We start from the raw sequence: 24,118 nt of genomic DNA on the forward strand, positions 1-24,118 counted from the left end.
GCGCCGCATCCAGCCGCCAATAGCCGCACGCATATCCTCCCGTGAAAGGAACATGCGCGCATGAAACTTTGCCGTTTTGGCCAGCCCGGCCAGGAAAAGCCGGGCCTTGTCGATGCGAGCGGACAGGTCCGCGACCTCTCGGGCATCGTGCCTGATATCGGACCGGCGGAGCTGGGCGCCGACAGCCTGGCGGCGCTCGCCGCGATCGATCCCGAGACGCTGCCGCTGGTCGGTACGCCCGAACGGTTCGGCACGCCGGTGGCCGGCACGCGCCAGTTCATCGCCGTGGGCCTCAACTATAGCGACCACGCCGCCGAATCGAAAATGCCGATCCCGGCCGAACCGGTGCTGTTCACCAAGGCAGTAAGCTGCATCCAGGGGCCGAACGACCCCGTCCGCATCCCGCGCGGATCGACCAAGACCGACTGGGAAGTCGAACTGGGCGTCGTGATCGGCAACGAAGCATCCTATGTGTCCGAGGAAGACGCGCTGGCGCATGTCGCCGGCTATTGCGTGATCAACGACGTGTCGGAACGCGAATATCAGCTCGAACGCGGCGGCACCTGGGACAAGGGCAAGGGCTGCCCCACCTTCGGCCCGATCGGCCCCTGGCTTGTCACGAGCGACGAAGTCGGCGATCCGCAGACGCTGGGCATGTGGCTCGATGTCAACGGCACGCGCGTCCAGACCGGCAGTACCGCGACGATGATCTTCGGCGTCGCCCATCTGGTGTCGTATATTTCGCGCTTCGTGACGCTGCTGCCCGGCGACGTGATCACCACCGGCACCCCGCCGGGCGTGGGCATGGGGCAGAAGCCGGCTCCCTGGTATCTGAAGCCGGGCGACACGATTGCGCTGGGCATCGACAAGCTGGGCGAGCAGCACCAGAACGTCGTCGGCTGAACTCAGGCGGCGGCGATTTCGGCCCGTTCGGTTTCCGCGATCCAGCCGCCGCCCAGCACCCGGTCGCCGGCGTATAGCACCGCCGCCTGGCCGGGCGCGACGCCATATTCGGGTACCTCGAACACCACCCGGTCTTCGTCCAGCCGCGCCGGTACCGGTTTGGCGAGGCTGCGTACCTTCACGGTCATCGGCCCGCGATAGTCGCCGCCAAGCCAGTTGATTCCGGTGATCCGCGCGGCCCGCACCGCCAGCGCGCGGCGCGAACCGACGACGACGCGGTGCGTATCCGGCTCCAGACGCAACACATAATAGGGCTCGGCCGCGCCGCCGATCTCCAGCCCGCGCCGCTGGCCCACCGTGAAGTGAATCAGGCCGCGGTGCATGCCCAGCACGCGCCCGCTTTCATCGACGATCTCGCCGCCGGTTTCCGCTTCAGGCCGCAGCTTCTTCACCAGCGAGGCATAATCGCCATCGGGCACGAAGCAGATGTCCTGGCTGTCGGGCTTGGCCGCTACGCCAAGACCGAGTTCGGCGGCGAGCTCGCGCACCTGCGGCTTGGGCAGCCCGCCCAGCGGAAAGCGCAGGAAGTCGAGTTGCGCGGCGGTGGTTGCAAACAGGAAATAGCTCTGGTCGCGTGCGGGATCGGCCGCGCGGTGCAGCTCGGCCCCACCCGCCCCTACCGCGCGGCGAACATAATGGCCGGTCGCCAGGCAATCCGCCCCCAGATCGCGCGCCAGCGCGAACAGATCGGTGAATTTCGGCCCCATATTGCACTTCACGCACGGAATGGGCGTGCGACCCGCCAGATATTCGTCGGCGAAATCGTCGATTACCGTGCTGCGGAAGCTCGATTCATGGTCGAACACATAATGGGCGATGCCCAGCTTGTCGCACACTGCCCGCGCATCGCGAATATCCCGGCCGGCGCAGCAGCTGCCGGCACGGCCCACCGCTTCGCCATGGTCGTAAAGCTGCAACGTGATACCGATCGTCTCGGCACCGCTGCGCGCGGCCAGCGCCGCCACAACCGATGAATCGACGCCGCCCGACATGGCGACGACGATCCGCTTGCCGGCAAGCGGGGCCTCGAGCTGAAAATCACCAGGAACCATCGCCGCCACATAGGGTGGCTTGCGGTGAGGCGCCACCCATAGGGCTACGTCAAGCAATCGGGAACCTAGGTTAAGCTGAGGTTTGCACCGCCTTTACGGGCCTTTCAGCACTCGCCGCTAAAAGAGACATTATAGAGATACGAAGCTTGGGTGCGTGATTGTGGATTTGAGTTTTGCCCGGCTGGATCGCGACGTCACCATAACCGCCCTGCCCACTGGCCTGGCGGTGCTGATGGTCGGCATCGCCACCCGCCAGGCGGCCAGCCCCACCGCGCGCGCCCAGACCCGGCTCTCTATGCCCATTCCGGCAGCCGCGCTGCTGTCCCCTGCCCATGGTGCATTCCACCAGGCGGCAGCGGCGGCGCTCACCCGGTGGGCGCAAAAGTGAAGCGGGCGTTTACCTTGCCATTTTAGCCGATGTTCAAGGCCCGGCGATAATGGTCGTTTTCAGTGATGCGTAACAGGGGCGTCGGCCCCGATCGAGGTTGGTAGATGATTGAGAACCAGAAGATCCGTCCCGCGAAAGTCATCGGCCCGCTTGGCGAACCGCTGACTCTCGAGACGCTGCCGCCGCCGGAAACGACCCGCTGGGTCGTGCGTCGCAAGGCAGAGGTGGTCGCAGCAGTGAATGGCGGGCTTCTGACCGTGGACGAAGTCTGCGAACGCTACAATCTTACCGTCGAGGAATTCGCGGGCTGGCAGCGCGCGATCGATCGCTCAGGCATGCCGGGGCTGCGCGTGACGCGCATCCAGCATTATCGCTCGCTGTACGAACGCCAGCAAAAATACTGATTCGCGCACCCCTTGCGCCCCAACCGCGGCCCGCTTCTCGCACGAGAGGCGGGCCTTTTTGTTGCGTGTCGGCCTAGCGAGAGCAAGTTCCACAAAAGTTCCGGTAAGCAGCGTAAAATCGGTACGGAACCAACATGAGCGTTTGCGGATTTTCGCTTCTGTCGCCCGCCTAGACGGGCAAGAAGAGGAGGGACAGATGGTAGGCTTTATCGTTTGGCTCGTCATCGGCGGCGTCGTCGGTTGGCTCGCGAGCATCATCATGCGGACCGATGCCCAGCAGGGCATCTTCCTGAACATCGTCGTCGGTATTGTCGGCGCGTTTATCGGCGGCCTGTTGTTCGGCGGTAATATCAACAGCGGGATCATCACCCCGACTACCTTCCTGGTGTCGTTGCTGGGTGCCATCATCCTGCTGGCAATCGTCAATCTGGTGCGTCGCGGCGCAGTCCGCTGATTCGCAGGTTACGCTGATCCCCTTGTCAGCGTCGTACGGAAGGGCCGCCCCCAGGGGCGGCCCTTTTACTATCGGCCTATTGCAGCAGGAACCGCACCGTCAGTGTGGCGGTGATGCGCTGTTCCCCCGGCAGAACCGCCGTTTCCGCGGCCGCCTGTGCCCGCGCGACGAACATCGGCATCGGGCGCGGCGGCGCGGTGGCCTCGCCTTCGGAAATTAGCAGGATGCGATCGACCTTGAGGCCGGCCGCCTGCGCATACAGCGCAGCCCGTTCACGGGCGCGCTTCACCGCATCCCGCCGCGCCTCGTCGAGCGCGCCGTCTTCGTCGGCCAGTTCCATGACCGGACCCGAGATGCTGTTAGCACCTTGTGCCACGAGCGTATCGAGGATCGCACCGCTGCGGGCGATGTCGCGAAACCGCACCGTCACCTGATTCGACGCCTGATAACCGGTGATCACCGGCGGCTTGTTGTCCTGCTGACGATATTCGGGATTGAGACTGATCGCGGCGGTCTGGAGGTCGCGCTCCGCCACGCCCGCCTTGCGCAGCGCGGCAAGGACCGCCGCCATGCGCGTTGCGTTCTGCCGCATCGCCTCGGCCGCCGTGGCCGCGCTGGTCACCACCCCGGCCTGGATCGTCGCCATATCCGGAACGCGCGTGGTCGCGCCCTCCGCAACCACGGTCAGCACGGTACCGGTGGCTGGCAGCGCCGGCACTGCGGCCTCCTGCGCCACGGCAGGTACGGTCGACGCCAAGACGGCAGCTATCGTCAGCGGTGCTAGCGCAGGCATGAAGCAGCGGTTCATCGGTTCCTCCTTGTCGTTGCTGCCATCCGGCTGCCAGAGCCGGCCCGAACGGGGGATGAACGTAGCTTCGCGAGAACGCCAGGCCGGCGCTCCAACAAAAGCCGATATTTTGGATTTATTTGCACGGGCTTGCATTATTTCTAAATGAAAACGGTTTCGACTTGCGTAGCGCACGAATTCCCTGCCATGCCGCCTTCCGCAGCGGAATCAGCCCCCTTGTGGCGAGTGATATATTCATATAACACAGTGCCACGGATACGGCGTACTGCCGTGCAAAGGGCGGGCGATGAACTACGAGGCAGGGATGTTGGGACGGCAGGAACGGCTCGGTTACGAGGGCGACACCGCGCGGCGGGGCCGGCGCTGGCTGTGGATCGGGCTTGGTGCCTTCGTCGTCATCCTAGCGGCTGCCTTTTTGATGTTCGGCAAGCCGAAGACCACGGCCGTGCAGGCCGCCAGCGGCAACGGCGACGCAGCCCGCGCGCAAATGTCGACTGTCACCGTTGCCATCCCCGGCCGGACGACGATTTCGACGATCGTGACGGGCACGGGAAGCCTGGCGGCCAAGCGCGAAATGCCGGTCGGCGTGGCCGGCGAAGGCGGCATTGTCACGCGCGTGCTGGTCGATGCCGGCAGCTGGGTGGAAAAGGGCCAGGTGCTCGCCACCGTCGACCGGTCGGTGCAGGCGCAGACCGCCGAGTCGCTGGCAGCGCAGATCCGCGTCGCCGAGGCGGATGCCAAGCTGGCCCAGGCGAATCTCGAGCGCGCGCAGAAACTCGTGTCGAACGGCTTCATCTCGCGCGCCGATATTGACCAAAAGACTGCCGCGCGCGACCAGGCACTGGCGCGCGTTCGCGTTGCCGCTGCCCAGCTCGCCGAAACCCAGGCCCGCAACCGCCGGCTCGACATTCGCGCACCTGAGGCGGGGCTTATCCTCGCCCGCCAGATCGAACCGGGCCAGATCGTCAGCTCGGGCTCGGGCGTGCTGTTCCGCATGGCGATGGGCGGCCAGATGGAGCTGCGCACCCAGCTTTCCGAAAGCGACATCCAGAAACTGCACGTCGGCGCACCTGCCGAAGTGACGCCGGTGGGATCGCAGCAAGCCTTTAAGGGCGAAATCTGGCAGGTTTCGCCGGTGATCGACCCGACCAGCCGGCTTGGCATCGCCCGCGTCGCGCTCGCCTATAATCCGGCGCTGCGTCCGGGCGGCTTTGCCAGCGCGCGCATCGTCGCCGGCGCCGTGACGAGCGTGATACTGCCGCAATCGGCGATCCAGAGCGACCAGCAGGGCAGCTTCGTCTTCATCCTGAACGACCGGAACGAAGCCGTGCGTCGCCCGGTCAAGACCGGCGACGTTTCCGACAATGGCGTGGTGGTGACCGAAGGGCTTTCGGGCAATGAGCGGGTGGTGATGACCGCAGGCGCGTTCCTCAACCCGGGCCAGAAGGTCATTCCCCAGCTCCAGAAAAAGTAAGGTACGGCGCGATGAGCTTTCGCAACATCTCGGCCTGGGCGATCCGCAACCCGGTGCCGCCCATCGTGCTGTTCCTGTTCCTCACCATTGCGGGGCTGGTCAGCTTCAACCGCATGGATGTGAACAACAGCCCGGACATCGACTTTCCGATCGTCTGGATCTCGATCAGCCAGCCCGGCGCCGCGCCGAGCGAGCTGGAGACGCAGATCACGCAGAAGGTCGAAGCCGCCGTCCGCAGCCTGCAGGGCATCGACGAGATCAACTCGACCGTTTCCGAGGGCAATAGCCAGACGGTGGTGCAGCTGGCGATCGGCACCCCGATCGACCGCGCGGTGGAAGATGTCCGCAGCGCAATCCAGCAGATCCGCGGCAACCTGCCCGACGGCATTCTGGAACCGCAGGTTGGCCGTGTTGACAGCGCCAGCAACAACGACGTTGCCAGCTTCACGGCGACCGCCACCGACATGACCGTCGAGCAGCTCTCCTGGTATATCGACAACACCGTCTCCAAGGAGCTGCTGTCGATTTCCGGCATGGCCGCAGTGCAGCGCAACGGCGGGGTGAACCGGGAGGTCAGCGTGGTGCTCGACCCGGTGAAGCTCGCCAGCTTCGGTCTGACCGCCAGCCAAGTGAACCAGCAACTGCGCCAGGTGAACCTTAATGCCGCCGGCGGCCGCGCCCAGATTTCGGGCTTCGAACAGTCACTGCGCGTCGTCGGCAATGCCAAGGACGCCTATTCGCTGGGCCAGACCCAGATCGCGACCGGCACAGGCCGGACGGTACGGCTTGCCGACATCGCCACCGTCAAGGACGGCTTTGCCGAACGGCGCAACTTCGCGCGCTATGACGGGCATCCGGTGATCTCGTTCGACGTCCAGCGTGCCAAGGGCGCCTCCGACGTCACCATTTTCGAAGAGTCGCAAAAGAAGCTGCAGGCGCTCGAAAAGGCCAATCCCAAGGTTCATTTCGAGCTGCTCGACAATTCGAGCAAGTACGCGAAGGAACAGTTCAACACCGCGATGGAAGCGATGATCGAGGGCGCCGTGCTTGCCGTCATCGTGGTTTTCATCTTCCTGCGCGACTGGCGCGCAACGGTTATCTCGGCCCTGGCCATTCCGCTGTCGGCGATCCCCAGCTTCTGGTTCATGGACATGATGAACTTCACGCTGAACCAGATGACGCTGCTTGCGCTCAGCCTGGTCGCGGGCGTGCTGGTCGACGATGCGATCGTGGAAATCGAGAATATCGTCCGCCACATGCGGATGGGAAAATCCGCCTATCAGGCCGCAATCGATGCCGCCGACGAAATCGGGATCGCCGTGCTCGCCACTACCATGTCGATCGTCGCGGTGTTTCTGCCCGTCGGGCTGATGCCGGGCATTTCCGGCCAGTTCTTCAAGAATTTCGGCCTGACGGTGGTGGCCGCCGTGCTGATGTCGCTGGCAGTCGCGCGCATGCTCACGCCGATGATCGCGGCCTATTTCCTGAAAGCGCACGGCCATGCCGAACATGGCGGCGGCCCCGTGATGCGCCTGTACGTCCGCATGCTCGAATGGACGCTGTTGCACCGCTGGGTGGCGATTGTCGGCTATGTGCTGTCGCTGGGGGCAACAATCGCCCTGCTTGTCACCATGCCGCAGACTTTTCAGCCTGCGCAGGACGAGGACAGCGTAACTGCAACGATCGAGATGGTGCCCGGCAGCACACTCGAGCAGACCGACCGCGTCGTCCAGCAGGTCGCGGGCATCCTGCGGGCCGAACCCGGCGTCGAACACACCTATGCGCGCACCCAGGTCGGCAGCGGCCGCGTGATGGCCACACTGGCGGAAAAGAACAGCAGCGCGCGCAAGGAAACGAGCACCGAGTTCGAAAAGCGCGTGGCGCCCAAGCTGCTTGCCATTCCCGATGCGCGGGTGAACTTCCGCTCGCAGTTCGGCTGGGGCTCGTCGGGCCGCGATCTGACGATCACGCTGGGCGGCGAGGATCCGGAACTGCTCAACAAGACGGCGCTGACGCTGGTCAAGCAGATGGAAGGGCTGAAATCGGCAATCGCACCGCGCATTTCGGGTGACCTGCAACGCCCCGAGATCGTGATTGCCCCGCGCCTCGACCTCGCAGCCGATCTGGGCGTGACGACGGCCGCACTTTCCAACGCGATCCGCGTCGCGACACTGGGCGACATCGAACAGAATAGCGCGAAATTCTCGCTTTCCGATCGCCAGATCCCGATCCGCGTGGCGCTCGATCAGGATGCCCGCACCCGGCTGGACACACTCCAGAACATGCGCGTCCAGACCCAGACGGGCGGCTCGGTACCGCTATCGTCGGTGGCGGACATTCGCTTCGCCGCCGGCCCCACCAAGATCGAGCGACTGAACCTGCAGCGCCGGCTGGTAGTCGGCGCCGACCTGGCGATGAACCCGGCGACCGGCAAGCCCTATGTCTCGGGCGACGTGATGAAGGAGATTCACAACCTTCCGATCATGAAGGCCCTGCCGGTCGGCGTATCGGAAATGACCGTTGGCCAGGCCAAATGGCAGAACGAGATGATCAACAACTTCATCATTGCGCTGGCATCGGGCATTTTCCTGGTCTTTGCGGTGCTGGTGTTGCTCTATCGCCGCTTCGTCTCGCCGATCGTCAACATGGGCTCGCTGCTCAATGCGCCGCTGGGCGGGCTGATCGCACTGGCCATGCTCGGTATGCCGGTATCGCTACCCGTCTATATCGGCATGCTGATGCTGTTCGGCATCGTCGCCAAGAACTCGATCCTGCTCGTCGATTTCGCGCTGGAAGAGATGTACAAGGGTGTGCCCAAGGTCGTCGCCATTGTCGATGCCGGCCGCAAGCGCGCCCAGCCGATCGTGATGACCACGATCGCGATGGTTGCAGGCATGGTGCCGACCGCGCTTTCGCTGAACGGCGACACCTCCTTCCGCGCGCCGATGGGCGTGGTGGTGATCGGCGGCCTGATCGTATCGACCGTGCTGACGCTGGTGATCGTGCCGGCATTGTTCAGCCTGGCGGTCGGGCTGGAAGGCTGGCTGGGGCCGCGGTTGTCGCGGCGGCTGCTCACCTATCGCCCCGGCGACGATGGCAGCCGCGTGATCGGCGCGGCGCCCGGCGCAGCAGCGATTGACCACCACCCGGGTGACGACTCCGTCCAGCCGGCGGAATGACCCGCGCCTCCCCCGCTTGCGGGCACAAGCGGAGGAGGGCATGGTCGGGCGCATGACGGCCCGACCGCCCTTCCCCCTTCTTCCCGACCGGCGGCAGGGGAGCGCCGGGCGGCGCACTGCGTTTCTCCGGCGATGATCGCGCCGCTCCTGTCCCCCCGCCCGCCTGTCGCCCCCGGCCTGCGCCGCATGCGGCTGGTTGCCACCGGGCTGTTGCTGCTGATGGCGGGGACCTTCCTGCTGGCTCGCCATTTCGAGCCGGCCCATCCCGCCATTCCCTTTGTCCGCGCCTTTGCCGAGGCGGCGATGGTCGGCGGCCTTGCCGACTGGTTCGCCGTAACCGCGCTGTTCCGCCACCCGCTCCACCTGCCGATCCCGCACACCGCGATCATCCCGCGCAACAAGGACCGGATCGCCGACACGCTGGGCCAGTTCCTCCGCGCCAACTTCCTGATTCCCCGCGTCGTCGCGCGGCGGATGCAGCGGCTGGACGTCGCGGCGGCCGCCGGACGCTGGCTGGCAGCGCCTTCGCCCGGCAATGGCCGCATCGGCGCCGGGGCTTCGCGGCTGGCCGCCTATATCCTCGAATCGCTCGATCAGGAGCGGCTGGGGGGCATGGTCAAAGGCGCGATCGCGAGCCGGTTGCGCGGTATCGACATCGCCCCGCTGTTCGGCCAGGCCCTCGCCGCCGCCATCGCCAACCAGCGCCACCTGCCGCTGCTCGACGCGATGATCCGCTGGACCGCGCGCATCCTCGACGCAAACGAGCATCTGATCCGCGACATGGTCCATGCCCGCGCCGGATCGGTGCTGCGCTGGACGGGGCTAGACGAAACGCTGTCGACCAAGATCATCGAGGGACTGCACCGGCTGATCGCCGAAATGGCCGAGGATCCGCACCATCCCCTGCGGCTGAAGGCCGAAGAGGGGCTGGAACAGCTCGCCGCGCGATTGCAGGACGATCCCGAACTCCGGGCGCGGGTGGAAGCGTTCAAGGCAGAGATGCTGGAGAACCAGGCCTTCCAGCGCTGGATCGACGGCCTGTGGGAACAGAGTCGCAGCGCGATGCTGCGGCTGGCGCGCGATCCCGAGCGCGCACTCGGTGGCCGCATGGGCGAGGCGCTTCGGCAGTTCGGCGGCACGCTGCAGCAGGATGCGCGGCTGGCCGGTACCATCAACCGCTTCGTCCGCCGCACGGCCGTCGGCGCCGCTTCCGACTATGGCGACGGCATCGTCCGGCTGGTATCGGACACGATCCGCGGCTGGGACGCTGATACGGTGACCACGCGGCTGGAGAACGCCGTGGGGCGCGACCTGCAATATATCCGCATCAACGGTACGCTGGTCGGCGGCATGGTCGGCGTAGCGATCCACGCGGTGGATGTGCTGCTCTAATCGGTTTGCAAACACAGTACAGGTTTGTTTGCAAACCCGCGCGCCTATCGCCAGTCGAGCTGCGCCCAGCCCTTTTGCGCTGCCAGCCGCGCCAGCGGGCCATGCGCGTTGACGGCGAAGCCTTCGTCCGCCCAGCCGAGCAACGGTGCATCCGAAACATGGTCCGAATAGGCACGCACGTGCAGTTCCGCGCGCTCCATCCCTTCCGCCGCCAACCATTTTTCGACGCGGTGGAGCTTTACGAGCCCGTAACAGTTCTCGCCGTCGAGATCGGAGAGAATATGGCCCTCCCGCGTGTGCTTCGCATTGGTGGCGATGACGTCGTCGAACCCCAGACGGCGCGCGATAGCGTGCGCGTAATAATGGTGCGAGGCCGTGGCCATAACCAGCCGATAGCCGGCGGCGCGATCCGCAGTGATCTGCGCGCGGGCGCCGTGCAGCACACCCGTTTCCAGTTCAACATCGGCGAAGGCCTCGGCCACCGCCGCCATCTCTTCCGGCGGCAGGGTACGCCCCAGCATCAGCCGCTGTGCCAGCCGCTTGAGTCCCGCACGGTCGATCCACTTCAGGTAATAGCCGATTCCGGCGACACCCAGCACCGGCAGCCAGGCCAGCCGCCACGGCGCACGGGCACGCGCAGCATGGACCAGGAACCGCGTCCAGGTCGGCTTGAGGGTGATCGTCTTGTCCATGTCGTAAATGGCGAGGTGCTGCATTGCGGCATTTAGGCGCGGAGGAGCTTGCCGTTCCAGCCGGAATCGCAGAAAGGTGGCAGCTATGAGCAGCGCTGCCGACTTCGAGATGACCGAAACCGGGAGCGGCCCTGTACTCCGCTTCACCGGCAACCTGTCCCTCGCGTGTCTCGGCGACCTGCCGGACCGGCTGGAACAGCTCGACGGCACCGTAGCGCGAATCGACCTGAGCGATGTCGGGCGGATGGATACGGTGGGCGCCTGGGTGGTCCACCGTTTCGCCCGCGAGCGGGGGGCGGAAGTCGGCGGTCTGGGCCAGGACGAACAGCATCTGTTCGATCAGGTTGTCGCCGCAGAGCATCCCATCCAGCTCCCGCCGCCGCCGCTGGGCACGTTTACGCGCGTGCTGAGCGAAGTGGGCCACGGCGTGATCGTCGCGGGGTATACGCTCTACGGCCTGCTCGGCTTTATGGGCGCGACGCTGACCGCCTTCTGGAACGTCGTCACCCATCCCCGCCGCTTCCGCTTCAATGCGACGGTGCACCGGTTTGAGGTGGTGGGCGTATCGGCACTGAGCATCATCGGCCTGATGAGCTTCCTGATCGGCATCGTTATCGCCCAGCAAGGATCGGTACAACTGCGCCAGTTCGGTGCCGAAATCTACACGATCAACCTGCTCGGCCGCATCACGCTGCGCGAACTCGGCATCCTGATGACCGCGATCATGATCGCCGGCCGCTCGGGCTCTGCCTTTGCCGCGCAGATCGGTACGATGAAGCTGACCGAGGAAATCGACGCGATGCGCACGATCGGCGTGTCGCCGATGGAGGCGCTGGTCCTGCCGCGCGTGCTGGCAGTGGTGTTGATGCTGCCGCTGCTCGGCTTCTATTCCTCGCTCGTCTCGATCCTCGGGGGTGGCCTGCTGTGCTGGGCCAGCCTAGATATTCCGCCGGTGACGTTCATCGCGCGGATCCGCGAAGTCGTGCCGCTCACCGACCTGTGGGTGGGCCTTATCAAGGCGCCGGTATTCGGCGCGATCATCGCCATGGCGGGGTGCTTTCACGGCATGCAGGTGGAAGGCGATGCCGAACAGGTCGGCCAGCGCACGACGACGGCGGTGGTGCAGGCGATCTTCCTGGTGATCGTGCTCGACGCATTCTTCGCGGTGTTCTTCAGCGAGATCGGCTGGATATGAGCCAGACACCCCATGACGACGACGTGCTGATCCGCGTGCGCGGGCTGCGCAACGGATTCGGCGAACAGATCGTCCATGACGAACTCGACCTCGATGTGCGGCGCGGCGAGATTCTGGGCGTTGTCGGCGGATCGGGTACCGGCAAGTCGGTGCTAATGCGTTCGGTCATCGGGCTCCAGACGCCGCTTGCCGGCACCATCGAAGTGTTCGGCGAAAACACGATCGGGCGCGAGGAAACCGAGGCGGTGGAGATCCGCAAGCGCTGGGGCGTGCTGTTCCAGGGCGGCGCGCTGTTTTCGACGCTGACCGTGTCCGAGAATGTGCAGGTGCCGCTCAAGGAATTCTATCCCGGGCTCGACCAGGCGCTGCTCGAGGAAATCGCTGCCTACAAGGTGGTGATGACCGGCCTTCCGCCCGATGCCGCCCCCAAATATCCAGCCGAACTGTCCGGCGGCATGAAGAAGCGTGCAGGCCTTGCCCGCGCCCTGGCGCTCGACCCCGAGTTGCTGTTCCTCGACGAGCCCACCGCCGGGCTGGACCCGATCGGCGCGGCGGCGTTCGACGAACTGACGGCCTCGCTCCAGAAGACGCTGGGGCTAACGGTCTTCCTGATCACGCACGACCTCGACACGCTCTATGCGATTTGCGACCGCGTTGCCGTGCTGGCGGACAAGCGCGTGATCGCTGTGGGAACGATCGACGAACTTCTCGCGCTGGATCACCCCTGGATCCAGGAATATTTCAACGGGCCGCGCGGGCGCGCCGCGGTGGCCGGCGCCGAGCGCGCCGCGCAGAGGACATGACAGGCTGATGGAAACGCGATCAAATCATGTGCTCGTCGGCGCGGTAGTGCTGATCCTGCTCGCGGTGCTGGCGCTGTTCATCGTCTGGCTTGCGCGGCTGGGCGGCGGCGATGAGCGCGAATATGACATCTTCTTCAAGCAATCGGTCGACGGACTGAGCCGCGGTTCGTCGGTCAGCTTTTCCGGCGTGCCGGCAGGGCAGGTGAAGGAGATCGAATTCTGGAAGCCCGATCCCAGCCTGGTGCGCGTGCGCGTCAGCCTGAACCCCGACGTGCCGATCCTCGAAGGCACGACGGCGACCATTCAGGGCAGCTTCACCGGCCCCAGCGCCGTGCAGCTCGACGGCGCCGTGAAGGGCGCGCCGCCGATCCGCTGCCCCGACGACAATCCCCGCGCCGCCTGTCCGCTGGGCGTGCCGGTGATCCCGACCAAGCAGGGTGGCCTGGGCGCGCTGCTCAGCTCGGCCCCGAAGCTGCTCGAACGGCTGACGACGCTGACCGAGCGCGTCTCTGACCTGCTGAATGACAAGAACCAGGCCTCGATTTCGGGCATCCTCGCCAACACCAACCGGCTGACCAAGTCGCTCGCCGATCGCGGGCCGGAGATCGCCGCGACGCTGGCCGAAACGCGCGAGGCGATCGAAAAGGCCGGCACCGCCGCCCAGCAGATCGGCGAACTGGCCGCGACTACCAACGGCATGATGGCAAGCGACATCAAGCCGACCATCGCCAACCTCAACGCCACGATCACCTCCGCACGCAAGAGCGTCGAAACGCTCGACGCCGCGATTGGCGACGCACGGCCGGGGCTGCAGAGCTTCTCGAACAAGACGATGCCCGAGGTCGGGCAGCTGGTGCAGGATCTGCGCGAAATGTCGATCGCGCTCACCAATGTCGCGCGCCGGCTCGACCAGGGCGGCGCATCGAGCCTGATCTCCCCGCCGGCACTGCCGACCTACAAGGCCAAGAAGTGAGAAACCGGATGAAACAGCCAGCGATCGCCGCCATCCTGCTCGCCGCCATCCCGCTGTCGGGCTGCATCTCGTTCGGCGCCAAACCGCCCGCCTCGCTGCTGACGCTGCAGGCGGCGACGGCGCTGCCGGCGGGAGCGGAACAGAAATCCGGCGATGCCAAGGCAGTCTCGATCGCTCCGCTGGGCGCGCCGCAGGAGCTGGCGACGACGCGCGTGCCGGTCCATTCGGGTCCGGACGGGACGACCATCGCCTATCTGAAGGATGCGCAATGGGTGGAAGGGCCCGCCAGCCTGTTCGGCCGGCTGCTCGCCGACACCATTGCCGCACAGACCGGCCGCATCGTGATCAGCCGCCGCCAGTCGCTGACAACGCCCAGCGCAACGCTGGCCGGGGACGTCCGTGCCTTTGGCATTGATGCCGCACAGATGCAGGCGGTCGTGGCGGTCGACATGATGCTCGGCCGCGAGAACGCCACCGGCTTCGAACGTCGGCGTTTCGAAGCGCGCGTGCCTGTATCGCGAATCGATACCCCCGAGGCGGGGCAGGCACTCAACCAGGCCGCGAACCAGGTCGCAGGCGAAATCGCCAGCTGGCTGGGCAAATAGGCCCGATCAGGGCCGTCGCCGCACGCCCACCGGCAAATCGCACACGCTTACCCCGGTAGCCACCGTGGGCGCCGCAGGGTGTTCGCGCATCGCGATCATCGCGGCGTAACGGGGATTGTCCGCGGCGCGATACTGGAAATGCGGCCGCTCGTCCGCCGGCAGCATGCTCGCCAGCCGCACCCAGCTGATCGGCGTGCGCTCCGCAGCGGTGGCATAGACGCCCATCGGCGCGTCGCTGCGCGGCAGCGCCGATAGATACTGCATTCCCTCGATCACGCGGCCGACCACCGTGTAATTGCGGTCCAGCCGGCGCGCCGACTGGCCGATCGGGGTAAACAGCTCGCTGCCGGTGCCGGTGTCGGGCAGCTGGTCGCGCGCCACGCCGACCATGCCATAGCAATGGGTGAGCCAGGCCGCCTTGCCATCGGTGGCGACCGGCCAGCCATCGGCGGTCACGCCGGACGACGTGGAGTAGGAATCCGCCTTGGACAGGCGCTGTACGGGGGTGAAGGCGCCGATTTCGAACTCGGCCGCGGGGCGGGCAAGGATTTCAGGCGGCAGCGGCTTCTTCTCGGTCGGGTCACCCCATTGCGCGACCCAATTTTCCTGCACGCGGTAGATGCTCTCGCCATCCCACCAGCGCGCATCGGCGAGCTTGCGGATATTGCTGACATGGGCTGGCGCAAACCGGGCCGCGAGGCGAATGACCACCTGCCGTCCATCGGCCAGTGTGATGATCAGGATTTCGTCGTCAGGAATATCGTGCCAGTCGCCGGCAGCGGGATCGGACGGCAGCGGCGCAGCCTGGGGCGGCGTCTGGCCAAGCGGCTGGGCGGCGGCGAGCGCAAGCAGCGCGAACGAGGACTTGAGCATGGAAACAAGCTTGGCACGCCCATGCCCGCTTGCCTAGGGGCCGCACAGGCGGTAGGGCACCCCCCTTCCAGGCTCTTTCATGCGGAGCGGTGGCCGAGTGGTCGAAGGCGCTCGCCTGGAAAGTGAGTATACGGCAAAACCGTATCGAGGGTTCGAATCCCTCCCGCTCCGCCACCTGCGCCCTTTTTGGGCCTCCCCAAACCCGCTAAAAACTGCTAGAAAGCCGCAGAAATCAGCGGTTTTTTCGTTCCGCTGCGTTTCACTCAATCCGACACGATCTCACGCGAAGTGTGGGGAAAAGTGTGGGGAAGAATGAGGTGGAGGTGGCATGGGAAAGCTCACTGCGCTCAAGATCCGGTCGCTTACCGAACCCGGTCGCTATTCCGATGGGGATGGCCTGTTCCTCGAAATCAATGGCAAGGGAGCAGCCAGCTGGATCCTCCGGGTGCAGAATAATGGGAAGCGCCAGGATATCGGGCTGGGCTCCTCAAAGGCCGTTTCTCTCAAAGACGCTCGGGAAGCTGCCTTCGCTACCCGCCAGAAGATCGCGCAGGGGATCGATCCTGTCGCCGAAAGGAAGCACGAGCGTCAGGTCATTCCGACGTTTCGCAAGGCCGCCGAAATGGTGCACGAGGAACACGAAAAGGCTTGGAAGAACGGCAAGCATCAGAACCAGTGGATCGCGACGCTTAAAACCTACGCTTTCCCCAAGATGGGCGATCGGTTGGTCAGCGAGATCGAAGGGCCGCTGATCCGCGATGTGCTGGCGCCGATCTGGCTGTCAAAGCCGGAAACTGCGCGCCGCGTCCGGCAGCGCATCGGCACGGTTCTCGACTGGTCCTATGCGCGGGGGTTTCGAGCAACGGAAGCGCCAATGCGCTCGCTCTCCAAGGGACTGCCTCGCCAGCCGAAGAAGGACAACCATTTCGCGGCCCTGCCTTATGCTTCGGTACCGGATTTCATAGAGAAGTTGGCCGCGCGTGAATCCGTGGGCCGCGTAGCGTTGGAAGCGCTGATCCTGACAGCCGCGCGATCAGGCGAAATCCGGGGTGCGACCTGGTCTGAACTTGACCTGGAAGCGGCGTTGTGGACGATCCCGGCCGAACGGATGAAAATGGGGCGAGTGCACGTCGTGCCTTTAGCCCCCCCAGCGGTGGCAGTGTTCGAGCGCGCCAAGAAGTTCAAGGCTGGCGCTAGCGACTTGGTGTTCCCCGGTCAGAACGTGAAGAAGCCGCTCTCGGACATGACACTCCTCAAGATCCTACGGGACATGGATCTCGCGGTGACCGTGCACGGGTTCCGCTCGGCATTCCGTGATTGGGTTGCGGAGCAGACCGACTATTCTGGTGAGATTGCAGAAGCGGCGCTTGCCCACACGGTCTCGAACAAGGTCGAGGCCGCCTATCGCCGGACAGACTTTCTCGACAAGCGAAGGCTGCTCATGCGCGACTGGGCTGCCTTTTGTGCGAAGCCTTCTGTTTGATTCTCTACCAGAATCTCACGCGTCCTCGATCGTCAATGCGATACGACGATTGTTGTTGCGCTCAGTTCGAGGCTGACGGCGACATGGCGCTAGACACATGGTAACGGTTATGTTACCATTACGAGGTGATAAGTGGTCATAGAGGAATATGTTCAGGAGGACGGCGCCTGTCCCTTTCGTTGTTGGTTTGATGGGCTCGATGCGCAAGCGGCCACGAAAGTGGCGACCGCAATGTTGCGAATGGAGCTAGGCAATACGTCCAACATCAAATGGATCGGTGGCAGCCTTGGCGAATATCGAATCGATTGGGGACCAGGCTATCGGCTCTATCTGACCCAGGACGGCAATGAACTCATCGTGCTGTTCGCCGGTGGAACGAAAAGGCGGCAGCAGGCAGATATTGATCGCGCCAGCGATTTGCTGGCTGAATATAAGGCGCGGAAGGCGGCGCAGAAAAAGGCAAAGAGGTAGGACAGTGGCTCTCACTCGGAATTTTAAAGAGACGGTGAAGGAGCGCGCGGGCCGAGATCCTGCCTTTGCGAAGGCGTTGCTCGACGAGGCCGCAACCCTGTTCCTCAACGGAGAGCCGCACACGGCCCGGTTGATCCTGCGTGATCTGGTCAACGCGTCGGTCGGTTTCGAGGCACTGGCCGTTGAGACCAACAAGCCCAGCAAGAGCCTTCATCGGATGTTGTCCGAGAACGGCAACCCGAGCATGGACAATCTCGCGGCGATCTTCGGCGCCGTGCGCAAGCGCCTTGGCGTCGAGATCCAGGCCCATGCAGTCGAGGCGGCATGAGCACACGACAATATCGTTCCATTTTTTCGGGCGTGTTCGGCGCCGACGACAGCGCGAACGCGGCCAACCCGGCTCCGCACCGCGCCAAGTACGGCACAACCGTGGGCGTCATCTGGACGCCGATGGCTGCCTGCTCGGCAATCGTGCAGGGCCCGTCGTTCCAGATCGTCGATCAGCCGGAGAAGCAGGGCACCCTGCTCATCTCGCGGATGATGGTCGGTACCTGCAAGCTGCGGAGCAAGTGCTCCATCGAGCTGCGCACCGCCGCGATCCCGACCTAAGTCGGGCCCAGGGGCCCCCTCGGGAGTCCCCTATTTTTTCTTCTTTGCGACCTCGGCTTCGTATGCTTGCTGCAGTTCTTTAGGGTCAAGACCAACGGTATTCAGGACCGTTTTAACGTAAGATTCAAACGCGACCATTCCGCCCACGAAGGCTCCCAGGAGCGCCAAAAAACCGACGAGGAACCAGATTGGAGACCAATAGTCCTCATCGGCAGATTGTCCCTGTTTCTGGATAAGAGCCATCCCCTTCTTGGGGGAATTGATAGACATTCCCGAAGAATACTTCGTTGATACCCAAAACATACCACTGTCACCCTTGCGTAACAACTGGTAGGTTATCTTGAACCCTTTCCCTTCGCGTTCAATTTTTGGGATCTCCGAATTAACCTTAGACTGCTTCCCATAAGTGACGAGCTCGATTGGCTCGAAGTCACTCCGCACATTGACGGTGAGGTTATCTAAGTCATCGTTGCCGACGTTTTCAATTTGGAGAGGCATCACGCCGTGGGGTCCCGGCTTCTTCCAGAGCGACACCCAATCATCAGTTGGCTCAAACAAGTAGCCCGAAGCGATGTCATAGCTAAGCTGCTGTGCATTCGCCGCCTTCTGGGTGTTGTACCAATCCGTCACCCAGACAGAACCAAGGGCGACTATCAACCCAATCGCGCGCCGAGGCTCCAAGCCTCGGGGCGCGACGATCATGCGGCGGCAGCTTGCTCCAGCGCCGCGATACGTTCTTCGCAGATCACCTGCACCGCCTGTCCCAGCACTTCGACGCGTTCGCCCAGCCAAGCAAGTTCCTCGGCGCTGATGCGGTAGTGCTTTGAATAGCGCGCCTTCACATAGGCTTCCTTCAGCTTCTCGAACCGGGAACGGTCGACGCGCTGGTCACGTGGCCATGCGTCGATCAGCCGCGGATCAATCCGTTCAGCCTGCGTGCGGAGAAAGCCAAGATTATGGGTGTGCGGCGTGTAGAACGTGCAGACCAGCAAGACGCAGTGGTAGAGGCGCTCGGCGGTCTGATGAAGGTCGAATGCCGCATCTTTCAAGAAGCCTTTTGACAGGTCGAAACCGGCAATCTCGAAACGCTTCATCGCAGAGGGAAACCACTCGTCGAAATACTCCCGGGCCATCGCCAGCGCCTGGGGAGGCGTCTTCGGCTTCGGCTGGTGCAGTTCGGTGGGTTCGCTCTCGTACAGCGCGATGCCGTCGCGCGCGACATCCATGAAGAAATAGCGGCCATGCGCCAGCCCGTCGTTCACCTCCTGCATAGTGTGCACGATGAAATTGACCGGCGTGCGCAGCGTCTTGGTGATCGCCAGTTCGCGGTTGAGTCGGTCCTCGGCAGTCGCCCAGAACTCCACCCGATCGGTAAGTTTGTCGTTGTTGACGATCACCAGCAGATCGAAGTCCGACTGATAGCCCTTGGCCGTGTGCGGCTCGTCGACCCAGCCGCCGCGCGCATAGCTGCCGTAGAGGATGACCTTCAGGATGCGCGCCTGCTTCTTCCAATCCGAAGTGGCGATGGCGATCGCGTCGCCAAACTCCTCGAACAGGATCTGGACGACGCGCTCCAGCTCGCGCTGCTTGGCTGGGGGCAGATGGTCGAGGCTGGTCCTCATGGATCGATCCTAACGCGCTGATGCGGCGGCGTACACCTCGCCCGGTTCCCCGGGCGAGGTGTCGCGTTCCCTCACGGCTGTTTGCCCCGCGCTGCACGGTCGAGCGCGATGATTACGCGGGCGACGGTTTGCTCGACCTCCGCTACCGTGCAGCCATGCCGTTGGGCCGTTTCGATGTAGTCCAAGTCGTCGAACCGCACCGATCCGAAGATCGCCCGATCGACCTCGGGAAGCGCATGAAAGGCGCTGCGCATCCGCCGCAGCCGAAGCCAGCGCATCATTGCCCCGCCTCCTCGTCCGAGTTGAACCCGAGCAGGTAATCTGCCGCCTTGCTGGCAGCGCTCGCCGCCCGGAAGATCGCCTTTTCATCCTCGCGCAGCACGGCCAGCCAGCTACCGACATAATCGGCGTGCCGCACTGTCGGCCGGATCGCCAGCGAAGCGCAGGTGAAGGCGCTTGCCATTTCGGCGACCAGTTCCTCCCGGCTGTAGGCAGCGCTGCCGAATGCGCCGGACTGGTTACGGTCGAGGCGGGAGCGATGCCCGGTCCAGTGCCCCAATTCGTGCAGCACGGTGCGATACCAGTTGATGTGATTGTAGAATGCCAGCTGCGGTGGCACCGCGACATAGTCGCCGCCCGGGCTGTAATATGCGTCACCACCGCCGATCCGAATATCCGCGCCACATGCTTCCATCAGCGCATGCGCGGCGGGGATGCGGTCGACCTCCGCTACAGGCTCGCCCTGCGCCACCGCCGTCAACCGCTCGGGCAGCCCCTCGCATTGATCGACGTTGAACACGGTGAACCGCTTGAGAAACGCCAGTTGCCGCGCCTCGCGATCCTCGTCCCGCGCCCGCTCGGCCTCGTCCTTCGGCGTGAAGCGATCCGCATAACAGATGGTCGTCCCCCGCTCGCCGCGCCGCACGCTGCCCCCCACGGCCTGCGCCTGCCGAAAGGTCAGCCAGCGCTGCGAAGCATAGCGCCCCTCGATCACCGCCGCCCAGAGGATCAGCACATTGATCCCCGAATAGCGCCGCCCGGTCACGGCATTGGCCGGCATTGCACAGCCACACGCCGCAGCATCCCAAGGCTGCACCCAGGGCAGCCGCCCCTGCTCCAGCTCGGCTATCACCCGTCCGGTCACCTCGGCATAGAGGCTCGCCCGGTTCTCGCGTCCAACACCCATGGTCCTGCTCCTTCCAAAACACCGCAACCGGCGCCGGAAGGGCGTGGGGAGCGGCAGGAGCGAACCGGCAGTCCTGCCGTCAGAGGCAGGCCGCACCCGGAGGGCCGCAACGAAGTGGAGGAGCCGGGCACCGCCCGGCTTGCGGCATGCCGCGGCAGGACTAGAGGCGAGCGACGCTCCCCCCGCCCTTTCCGCGTGCCGGCGCACCAACGCCGCCGCGCCTCAGCGCGGCGACCATCCTGTCAGCGCAACCGCGCTGCCGGGTGCCACCGGCGCCCGAACCAAACCCGCACCCTTGCAACCGGGCGGGCCCGCGCGGGCGGCGTGCGCGCGCCAGCCCGTGCGCCAGCCGCCGCCCGTGCCTCCCGCCCGGGCAAGTGTGCCACGCGGGCACCAGCAACCCGCGCGCCCTGGTGTCGCCGCAGGCGTGCGCCAGCGCGCGCACCGCACCCGCGTTCCGCTGCCGGCACCTGCCGGCTGCCGGTCCGCAGGATCGGCCAGCGTCCGCGATCAAAACCCGTAGGGCGGAGACGGCCAGGCCGACTCGGCGCCGCGCCAGCGGCGTGCGAGCGCAGTCACGCCGAAGGCGTGAGACGCCCTGGCACGCCTGCCTTGAACCTCAGATGTTTCTTGCTCGACGATAAGGGGGGCGGGAGTCCCCAGGTTGCCCCATCTGAGCCCAACCAGGCTCTTTTCCAGACCCACCACTCGGCGCAACCTTGCCCCGGAGCGCTCCACCAACCCTCACACGATGCAAGGTGATCGCAATGCAATCCCAACACCCAGACCGCATCCTCCGGATCAAGGCTGTCCTGGCACTGACCGGTCTCACCCGCTCCACTCTCTATCGCAAGATGGAAGCCGGCACTTTCCCCAAGAACACCCGGATCAGCACCCGCTGCATGGGCTGGCGCGAGTCCGCGGTCTCTGAATGGCTGGACAGCCTCAAGGCACAGGAGACTGCCGTCCGCCCGCGAGCCTGACGATTCCCTCCCACACGTCCGACTGCACCAATCCTATGAGGTGAAACGGCCTCGGCCCATCGAAAGATCTCCGAGCCCACCGTTTCACCTCACCGCCGCGATCCGCCGGACATGCTCGCCATTACAGCGACAGCACGTGCGCCCGCAGCACGTCGACGGTCTCGGTCAGTCCATCGGCTTCCATATCGAGCAGCAGCACTTCGGCCGTCTTCTCCGGACGCTTGAACCGCTCACGCATCCGTCGAATGGCCGCCACGGCTCTGCCCGGATCGAGCGCAATGGTGTCGGCGATGAACTGATCCGCCGACCGGGCCTCCATGTTCAGGCCGGCAAGAATTGCTTCGGGGAAGTCCTTCAAATTCTCGGTGACGATGGTCGCAGCTTGGGTCTTCAGCGCTGCCGCGACGACATGTGCATCGTTCGGATCGGGCAACCCGACACAAGCACCCAGGAAGACGTCATACTCCTCCACGGCTGCATCTTCGAACGCCGCTTCCATGCTCGCCCGAGCGCGCGCGGCACGATCCTCGGCATCCGCCACGCCCTTGCCGCCGAGGATTCTGGCGATCGCCGCCTCGGTTTCATCCATCACCCGTTCGGACCAGCGGACGCGGAAAAACTCGGCCTCCGCGAGCGTCAGCAACAGATTGCGCTTGAGCGTGCCCGCCAGCGTACAGGCGTCGATGAACGCGGTGTACCGGTTGGCGAACAATTCTACAGGTGCTCCGCGTCCAGCTCGGCGAGCGCCGATAGCGCGCTGCCGCGCTTTTCATCGCGCGCGCGCTTGTAGGCGAACAGATCCTCGGCCCTGATCCGACGATGCCGGCCAACGGTATCGAACGCAATCTCGCCCTTCTCCAGCAACGAAATGAAGAAGGGACGGGAGACGTTCAGGATGTCCGCCGCCTGCTGGGTGGTCAACATCTGACTGACCGGCACCAGCGTCACCGCATCACCCCGTCCGACGTGCCGCAGCAACTCCATCAGCAGCCGCGATAGGCCTGGGGTCAGCGTGATCTCGGTCGAGATCTTGTCATCGTCCAGAACCCTGAGGGTCGCATCGCCGGAGGCGTGCGACGCCAGGATCTGACGAAGCTGATTGGCCGCCGCCTTTTCGCTCGCGGAAGGCAGGCGGCTGCCGAGTTCCTCGGCAAAGGCTGGCATGGTCATGGGGCTCTCCGTTAGCCAATCCGCTATTCGATATTCGCATTAAACGCAATAAGCGAAATAATCGTAAGCGAGATATGTTCCAATCTGTAGAGGCATCATCTCTCAAGCATCGTGCCGCGCTCATTGGCTGCCGAGACAGTGATGGGGGCACGAACATGCACCTCGTGCCTCCTCCGGCGTTCAGGCGGGTTCCGCTTTGCTCGCGCGGATGCCTGCGACGGTCTTGCCGGTCCAGCGCCGGATCGCACGTCGCAGGTTCGCGCCGTCGCTAAAGCCTACCTTCCACGCAACATCGTCGACGCTCATCCGGGTCGTCTGGAGATATTCGATCGCCAATCGGCGGCGGACATCGTCGACGATCGCGCCGTAGCTCGAGTCCTCGGCGGCGAGGCGGCGGCGAAGCGTCCGCTCCTGCAAGCCTAGATGCGCCGCGACCGCTTCCATCGAGGGGAAGCGGCTGGGGGCGTTCAACAGGATCTGGTACACCTCGCCTGAGAGGCCCGAGGATGTCCTGGACTGGCCGATCAGCCGCTCGCAGGTCTCCTCCAGCATGATCCGGGTCAGGCGATTGCCCAGCTCGGGCGTCTGCTCGAGAATGCCGATCCGGTAATGCAGTTCGTTCGCCGCCGCGTCATAGGTGCAGGGGCAGGAAAGTTCGCGTGCGTCTTCCGCGGCATGCGCGTCCCGCGGCAAGGCGAAGAGCGCGCGAACGGGCAGGTTGTCGGTCCCCGCCGTGTCGCGGATGTGCGTGAAAGTCATCTTCATCTGCTGCCGCACGAGGAAGGTGCGAACCTCGCTGCTCATCACGTCACGATAGATCTCGCGGAACTGCCAAACCGCCACGTCGCCGTCCGCCCGCCATTCTAGGCGCACGGTCGGCGTGGCGAGGGGCTGGTAGCGGACGGCGAAGTCGAAGAAGTCGCGCATCGTCGGCGAACACATCAGCGCGTAGCCGTACATGCCATAGGCGGAGAGATGCAGCCGCGCGCCGATCGCGAAGGCGTCGGCCGGCGCTGCGCCGGCAGCAACGATATTCTCGCAGGCGACCAGATATTGGCCGATCGACGTCAGCGTGTGGGGATCGTGCACATCTGCCGGCGTCAGCCCGGTGCGCGCCAGTACCGTCTCCGGCGTCATGCCGCGACGCGCCACCGCATCGATGACCGTCGCGATCTTGAACGGTGCGAAGATGCGCTGGTTGAGCGACGGGAACCCGGCGCGGCCGCTGCGCATCCTGGCCGCATCGTCCTCCTCGACCGGCATGGCTCTCCCTCTCCATTTTCTGCCCGACATGTCCGCTAAAGACACTGCGATGTCCGCCGGTGCGCTTACCCGCCTG

General features: G+C 64.8%; 27 protein-coding genes and 1 tRNA gene. 17 read left to right on the top strand and 11 right to left on the bottom strand.

Translation table 11 applies throughout. The annotated features are described in order from the left end of the window. Positions 1-60: 60 nt before the first annotated feature. Positions 61-903 (top strand): fumarylacetoacetate hydrolase family protein, encoded by an 843-nt coding sequence (locus ACT53M_RS18205; RefSeq protein WP_476235201.1) that lies wholly within the window; start codon positions 61-63, stop codon positions 901-903. Between the two features lie 2 nt (positions 904-905). On the opposite strand, the gene mnmA is transcribed toward ACT53M_RS18205, so the two are convergent. Beyond that, on the bottom strand, positions 906-2,015 hold the full coding sequence (gene mnmA, locus ACT53M_RS18210) for a tRNA 2-thiouridine(34) synthase MnmA (protein ID WP_476235254.1): 1,110 nt from the start codon (positions 2,013-2,015) through the stop codon (positions 906-908). 160 nt (positions 2,016-2,175) lie between these two features. Between mnmA and ACT53M_RS18215 the strand changes: the two genes are divergently transcribed. From ACT53M_RS18215 to ACT53M_RS18225, 3 genes are all read left to right on the top strand, one after another. Further along, entirely contained in the window at positions 2,176-2,403 is a 228-nt protein-coding gene (locus tag ACT53M_RS18215; RefSeq protein ID WP_476235202.1) for a hypothetical protein, read from the top strand. A gap of 104 nt (positions 2,404-2,507) precedes the next feature. Further along, a complete protein-coding gene (sciP, locus tag ACT53M_RS18220; RefSeq protein WP_476229224.1) occupies positions 2,508-2,807 on the top strand; it encodes a CtrA inhibitor SciP in 300 nt (99 codons plus the stop codon). 196 nt (positions 2,808-3,003) lie between these two features. Further along, positions 3,004-3,261: a GlsB/YeaQ/YmgE family stress response membrane protein gene (locus ACT53M_RS18225; protein ID WP_476229225.1), complete on the top strand. Its 258-nt coding sequence runs from the start codon at positions 3,004-3,006 to the stop codon at positions 3,259-3,261. A gap of 76 nt (positions 3,262-3,337) precedes the next feature. On the opposite strand, the gene ACT53M_RS18230 is transcribed toward ACT53M_RS18225, so the two are convergent. Continuing rightward, positions 3,338-4,069, bottom strand: coding sequence for an SIMPL domain-containing protein (locus ACT53M_RS18230; RefSeq protein WP_476235204.1), 732 nt, complete (start codon positions 4,067-4,069; stop codon positions 3,338-3,340). Positions 4,070-4,355: 286 nt separating this feature from the next. On the opposite strand from ACT53M_RS18230, the gene ACT53M_RS18235 reads away from it, so the two are divergent. From ACT53M_RS18235 to ACT53M_RS18245, 3 genes are all read left to right on the top strand, one after another. Continuing rightward, positions 4,356-5,543: an efflux RND transporter periplasmic adaptor subunit gene (locus ACT53M_RS18235; RefSeq protein ID WP_476235205.1), complete on the top strand. Its 1,188-nt coding sequence runs from the start codon at positions 4,356-4,358 to the stop codon at positions 5,541-5,543. 11 nt (positions 5,544-5,554) lie between these two features. Then, complete coding sequence (locus ACT53M_RS18240) at positions 5,555-8,722, top strand: efflux RND transporter permease subunit (protein WP_476235207.1); 3,168 nt, start codon at positions 5,555-5,557, stop codon at positions 8,720-8,722. 186 nt (positions 8,723-8,908) lie between these two features. Then, positions 8,909-10,114 (top strand): DUF445 domain-containing protein, encoded by a 1,206-nt coding sequence (locus ACT53M_RS18245; protein ID WP_476229399.1) that lies wholly within the window; start codon positions 8,909-8,911, stop codon positions 10,112-10,114. 44 nt (positions 10,115-10,158) lie between these two features. On the opposite strand, the gene ACT53M_RS18250 is transcribed toward ACT53M_RS18245, so the two are convergent. After that, positions 10,159-10,830, bottom strand: coding sequence for an HAD family hydrolase (locus ACT53M_RS18250; RefSeq protein ID WP_476235208.1), 672 nt, complete (start codon positions 10,828-10,830; stop codon positions 10,159-10,161). 61 nt (positions 10,831-10,891) lie between these two features. Between ACT53M_RS18250 and ACT53M_RS18255 the strand changes: the two genes are divergently transcribed. Genes ACT53M_RS18255 through ACT53M_RS18270 form a run of 4 tightly spaced genes read left to right on the top strand, consistent with a single transcriptional unit; the run spans position 10,892 to position 14,382 of the window. Further along, positions 10,892-12,001 (top strand): ABC transporter permease, encoded by a 1,110-nt coding sequence (locus ACT53M_RS18255; RefSeq protein WP_476235210.1) that lies wholly within the window; start codon positions 10,892-10,894, stop codon positions 11,999-12,001. Beyond that, complete coding sequence (locus ACT53M_RS18260; protein WP_476235212.1) at positions 11,998-12,804, top strand: ABC transporter ATP-binding protein; 807 nt, start codon at positions 11,998-12,000, stop codon at positions 12,802-12,804. The genes ACT53M_RS18255 and ACT53M_RS18260 overlap by 4 nt, the downstream gene beginning before the upstream one ends. Before the next feature lie 7 nt (positions 12,805-12,811). After that, the gene (locus ACT53M_RS18265; protein WP_476235214.1) at positions 12,812-13,777 is read left to right on the top strand and encodes an MlaD family protein; all 966 of its coding nucleotides are present in this window, start codon (positions 12,812-12,814) and stop codon (positions 13,775-13,777) included. A gap of 8 nt (positions 13,778-13,785) precedes the next feature. Next, positions 13,786-14,382 (top strand): ABC-type transport auxiliary lipoprotein family protein, encoded by a 597-nt coding sequence (locus ACT53M_RS18270; RefSeq protein ID WP_476235216.1) that lies wholly within the window; start codon positions 13,786-13,788, stop codon positions 14,380-14,382. Between the two features lie 6 nt (positions 14,383-14,388). On the opposite strand, the gene ACT53M_RS18275 is transcribed toward ACT53M_RS18270, so the two are convergent. Continuing rightward, the gene (locus tag ACT53M_RS18275; RefSeq protein ID WP_476235218.1) at positions 14,389-15,255 is read right to left on the bottom strand and encodes a peptidylprolyl isomerase; all 867 of its coding nucleotides are present in this window, start codon (positions 15,253-15,255) and stop codon (positions 14,389-14,391) included. Positions 15,256-15,338: 83 nt separating this feature from the next. Between ACT53M_RS18275 and ACT53M_RS18280 the strand changes: the two genes are divergently transcribed. The 5 genes from ACT53M_RS18280 (at position 15,339) to ACT53M_RS18300 (ending at position 17,818) form a co-directional block, all read left to right on the top strand. Further along, positions 15,339-15,429: transfer RNA gene (locus ACT53M_RS18280), tRNA-Ser, on the top strand. 154 nt (positions 15,430-15,583) lie between these two features. Further along, positions 15,584-16,738: a tyrosine-type recombinase/integrase gene (locus tag ACT53M_RS18285; RefSeq protein ID WP_476235220.1), complete on the top strand. Its 1,155-nt coding sequence runs from the start codon at positions 15,584-15,586 to the stop codon at positions 16,736-16,738. A 132-nt stretch (positions 16,739-16,870) separates the two neighbouring features. Further along, positions 16,871-17,209: a type II toxin-antitoxin system RelE/ParE family toxin gene (locus tag ACT53M_RS18290; RefSeq protein WP_476235222.1), complete on the top strand. Its 339-nt coding sequence runs from the start codon at positions 16,871-16,873 to the stop codon at positions 17,207-17,209. Positions 17,210-17,243: 34 nt separating this feature from the next. Then, complete coding sequence (locus ACT53M_RS18295; RefSeq protein WP_254772263.1) at positions 17,244-17,537, top strand: helix-turn-helix domain-containing transcriptional regulator; 294 nt, start codon at positions 17,244-17,246, stop codon at positions 17,535-17,537. Continuing rightward, entirely contained in the window at positions 17,534-17,818 is a 285-nt protein-coding gene (locus ACT53M_RS18300; RefSeq protein ID WP_476235225.1) for a hypothetical protein, read from the top strand. The genes ACT53M_RS18295 and ACT53M_RS18300 overlap by 4 nt, the downstream gene beginning before the upstream one ends. A gap of 30 nt (positions 17,819-17,848) precedes the next feature. Here ACT53M_RS18300 and ACT53M_RS18305 read toward each other — a convergent pair whose 3' ends face one another. The 4 genes from ACT53M_RS18305 to ACT53M_RS18320 all read right to left on the bottom strand — a co-directional run bounded on the left by ACT53M_RS18305 (position 17,849) and on the right by ACT53M_RS18320 (position 20,626). Further along, a complete protein-coding gene (locus tag ACT53M_RS18305; protein WP_476235227.1) occupies positions 17,849-18,520 on the bottom strand; it encodes a hypothetical protein in 672 nt (223 codons plus the stop codon). After that, a complete protein-coding gene (locus ACT53M_RS18310) occupies positions 18,517-19,440 on the bottom strand; it encodes a HEPN domain-containing protein (protein ID WP_476235228.1) in 924 nt (307 codons plus the stop codon). Before ACT53M_RS18310 ends, ACT53M_RS18305 begins: the two co-directional genes overlap by 4 nt. 71 nt (positions 19,441-19,511) lie before the next feature. After that, the gene (locus tag ACT53M_RS18315) at positions 19,512-19,721 is read right to left on the bottom strand and encodes a sigma factor-like helix-turn-helix DNA-binding protein (protein WP_476235230.1); all 210 of its coding nucleotides are present in this window, start codon (positions 19,719-19,721) and stop codon (positions 19,512-19,514) included. Next, the gene (locus ACT53M_RS18320; RefSeq protein ID WP_476235232.1) at positions 19,718-20,626 is read right to left on the bottom strand and encodes an ArdC family protein; all 909 of its coding nucleotides are present in this window, start codon (positions 20,624-20,626) and stop codon (positions 19,718-19,720) included. Before ACT53M_RS18320 ends, ACT53M_RS18315 begins: the two co-directional genes overlap by 4 nt. Positions 20,627-21,393: 767 nt before the next feature. Between ACT53M_RS18320 and ACT53M_RS18325 the strand changes: the two genes are divergently transcribed. After that, entirely contained in the window at positions 21,394-21,609 is a 216-nt protein-coding gene (locus ACT53M_RS18325) for a helix-turn-helix transcriptional regulator (RefSeq protein WP_476235234.1), read from the top strand. Between the two features lie 121 nt (positions 21,610-21,730). Here ACT53M_RS18325 and ACT53M_RS18330 read toward each other — a convergent pair whose 3' ends face one another. The 3 genes from ACT53M_RS18330 to ACT53M_RS18340 form a co-directional block, all read right to left on the bottom strand. Continuing rightward, positions 21,731-22,321: a PIN domain-containing protein gene (locus ACT53M_RS18330; protein ID WP_476235236.1), complete on the bottom strand. Its 591-nt coding sequence runs from the start codon at positions 22,319-22,321 to the stop codon at positions 21,731-21,733. A 2-nt stretch (positions 22,322-22,323) separates the two neighbouring features. After that, positions 22,324-22,779 (bottom strand): excisionase family DNA-binding protein, encoded by a 456-nt coding sequence (locus tag ACT53M_RS18335; protein WP_476235238.1) that lies wholly within the window; start codon positions 22,777-22,779, stop codon positions 22,324-22,326. A 180-nt stretch (positions 22,780-22,959) separates the two neighbouring features. After that, a complete protein-coding gene (locus ACT53M_RS18340) occupies positions 22,960-24,042 on the bottom strand; it encodes an AraC family transcriptional regulator (protein ID WP_476235239.1) in 1,083 nt (360 codons plus the stop codon). Positions 24,043-24,118 lie beyond the last annotated feature (76 nt).

The organism is Sphingomonas sp. DMC6, assembly GCF_056314225.1.

What these genes read in the sequence shown, in the direction of transcription:
- ACT53M_RS18205 (WP_476235201.1), top strand. Translation starts at nt 61, where the DNA reads ATGAAACTTTGCCGTTTTGGCCAGCCCGGCCAGGAAAAGCCGGGCCTT.
- mnmA (WP_476235254.1), bottom strand. Translation starts at nt 2,015, where the DNA reads ATGGTTCCTGGTGATTTTCAGCTCGAGGCCCCGCTTGCCGGCAAGCGG.
- sciP (WP_476229224.1), top strand. Translation starts at nt 2,508, where the DNA reads ATGATTGAGAACCAGAAGATCCGTCCCGCGAAAGTCATCGGCCCGCTT.
- ACT53M_RS18225 (WP_476229225.1), top strand. Translation starts at nt 3,004, where the DNA reads ATGGTAGGCTTTATCGTTTGGCTCGTCATCGGCGGCGTCGTCGGTTGG.
- ACT53M_RS18230 (WP_476235204.1), bottom strand. Translation starts at nt 4,069, where the DNA reads ATGAACCGCTGCTTCATGCCTGCGCTAGCACCGCTGACGATAGCTGCC.
- ACT53M_RS18235 (WP_476235205.1), top strand. Translation starts at nt 4,356, where the DNA reads ATGAACTACGAGGCAGGGATGTTGGGACGGCAGGAACGGCTCGGTTAC.
- ACT53M_RS18240 (WP_476235207.1), top strand. Translation starts at nt 5,555, where the DNA reads ATGAGCTTTCGCAACATCTCGGCCTGGGCGATCCGCAACCCGGTGCCG.
- ACT53M_RS18245 (WP_476229399.1), top strand. Translation starts at nt 8,909, where the DNA reads ATGCGGCTGGTTGCCACCGGGCTGTTGCTGCTGATGGCGGGGACCTTC.
- ACT53M_RS18250 (WP_476235208.1), bottom strand. Translation starts at nt 10,830, where the DNA reads ATGCAGCACCTCGCCATTTACGACATGGACAAGACGATCACCCTCAAG.
- ACT53M_RS18255 (WP_476235210.1), top strand. Translation starts at nt 10,892, where the DNA reads ATGAGCAGCGCTGCCGACTTCGAGATGACCGAAACCGGGAGCGGCCCT.
- ACT53M_RS18260 (WP_476235212.1), top strand. Translation starts at nt 11,998, where the DNA reads ATGAGCCAGACACCCCATGACGACGACGTGCTGATCCGCGTGCGCGGG.
- ACT53M_RS18265 (WP_476235214.1), top strand. Translation starts at nt 12,812, where the DNA reads ATGGAAACGCGATCAAATCATGTGCTCGTCGGCGCGGTAGTGCTGATC.
- ACT53M_RS18270 (WP_476235216.1), top strand. Translation starts at nt 13,786, where the DNA reads ATGAAACAGCCAGCGATCGCCGCCATCCTGCTCGCCGCCATCCCGCTG.
- ACT53M_RS18275 (WP_476235218.1), bottom strand. Translation starts at nt 15,255, where the DNA reads ATGCTCAAGTCCTCGTTCGCGCTGCTTGCGCTCGCCGCCGCCCAGCCG.
- ACT53M_RS18285 (WP_476235220.1), top strand. Translation starts at nt 15,584, where the DNA reads ATGGGAAAGCTCACTGCGCTCAAGATCCGGTCGCTTACCGAACCCGGT.
- ACT53M_RS18300 (WP_476235225.1), top strand. Translation starts at nt 17,534, where the DNA reads ATGAGCACACGACAATATCGTTCCATTTTTTCGGGCGTGTTCGGCGCC.
- ACT53M_RS18305 (WP_476235227.1), bottom strand. Translation starts at nt 18,520, where the DNA reads ATGATCGTCGCGCCCCGAGGCTTGGAGCCTCGGCGCGCGATTGGGTTG.
- ACT53M_RS18310 (WP_476235228.1), bottom strand. Translation starts at nt 19,440, where the DNA reads ATGAGGACCAGCCTCGACCATCTGCCCCCAGCCAAGCAGCGCGAGCTG.
- ACT53M_RS18315 (WP_476235230.1), bottom strand. Translation starts at nt 19,721, where the DNA reads ATGATGCGCTGGCTTCGGCTGCGGCGGATGCGCAGCGCCTTTCATGCG.
- ACT53M_RS18320 (WP_476235232.1), bottom strand. Translation starts at nt 20,626, where the DNA reads ATGGGTGTTGGACGCGAGAACCGGGCGAGCCTCTATGCCGAGGTGACC.
- ACT53M_RS18325 (WP_476235234.1), top strand. Translation starts at nt 21,394, where the DNA reads ATGCAATCCCAACACCCAGACCGCATCCTCCGGATCAAGGCTGTCCTG.
- ACT53M_RS18335 (WP_476235238.1), bottom strand. Translation starts at nt 22,779, where the DNA reads ATGACCATGCCAGCCTTTGCCGAGGAACTCGGCAGCCGCCTGCCTTCC.
- ACT53M_RS18340 (WP_476235239.1), bottom strand. Translation starts at nt 24,042, where the DNA reads ATGCCGGTCGAGGAGGACGATGCGGCCAGGATGCGCAGCGGCCGCGCC.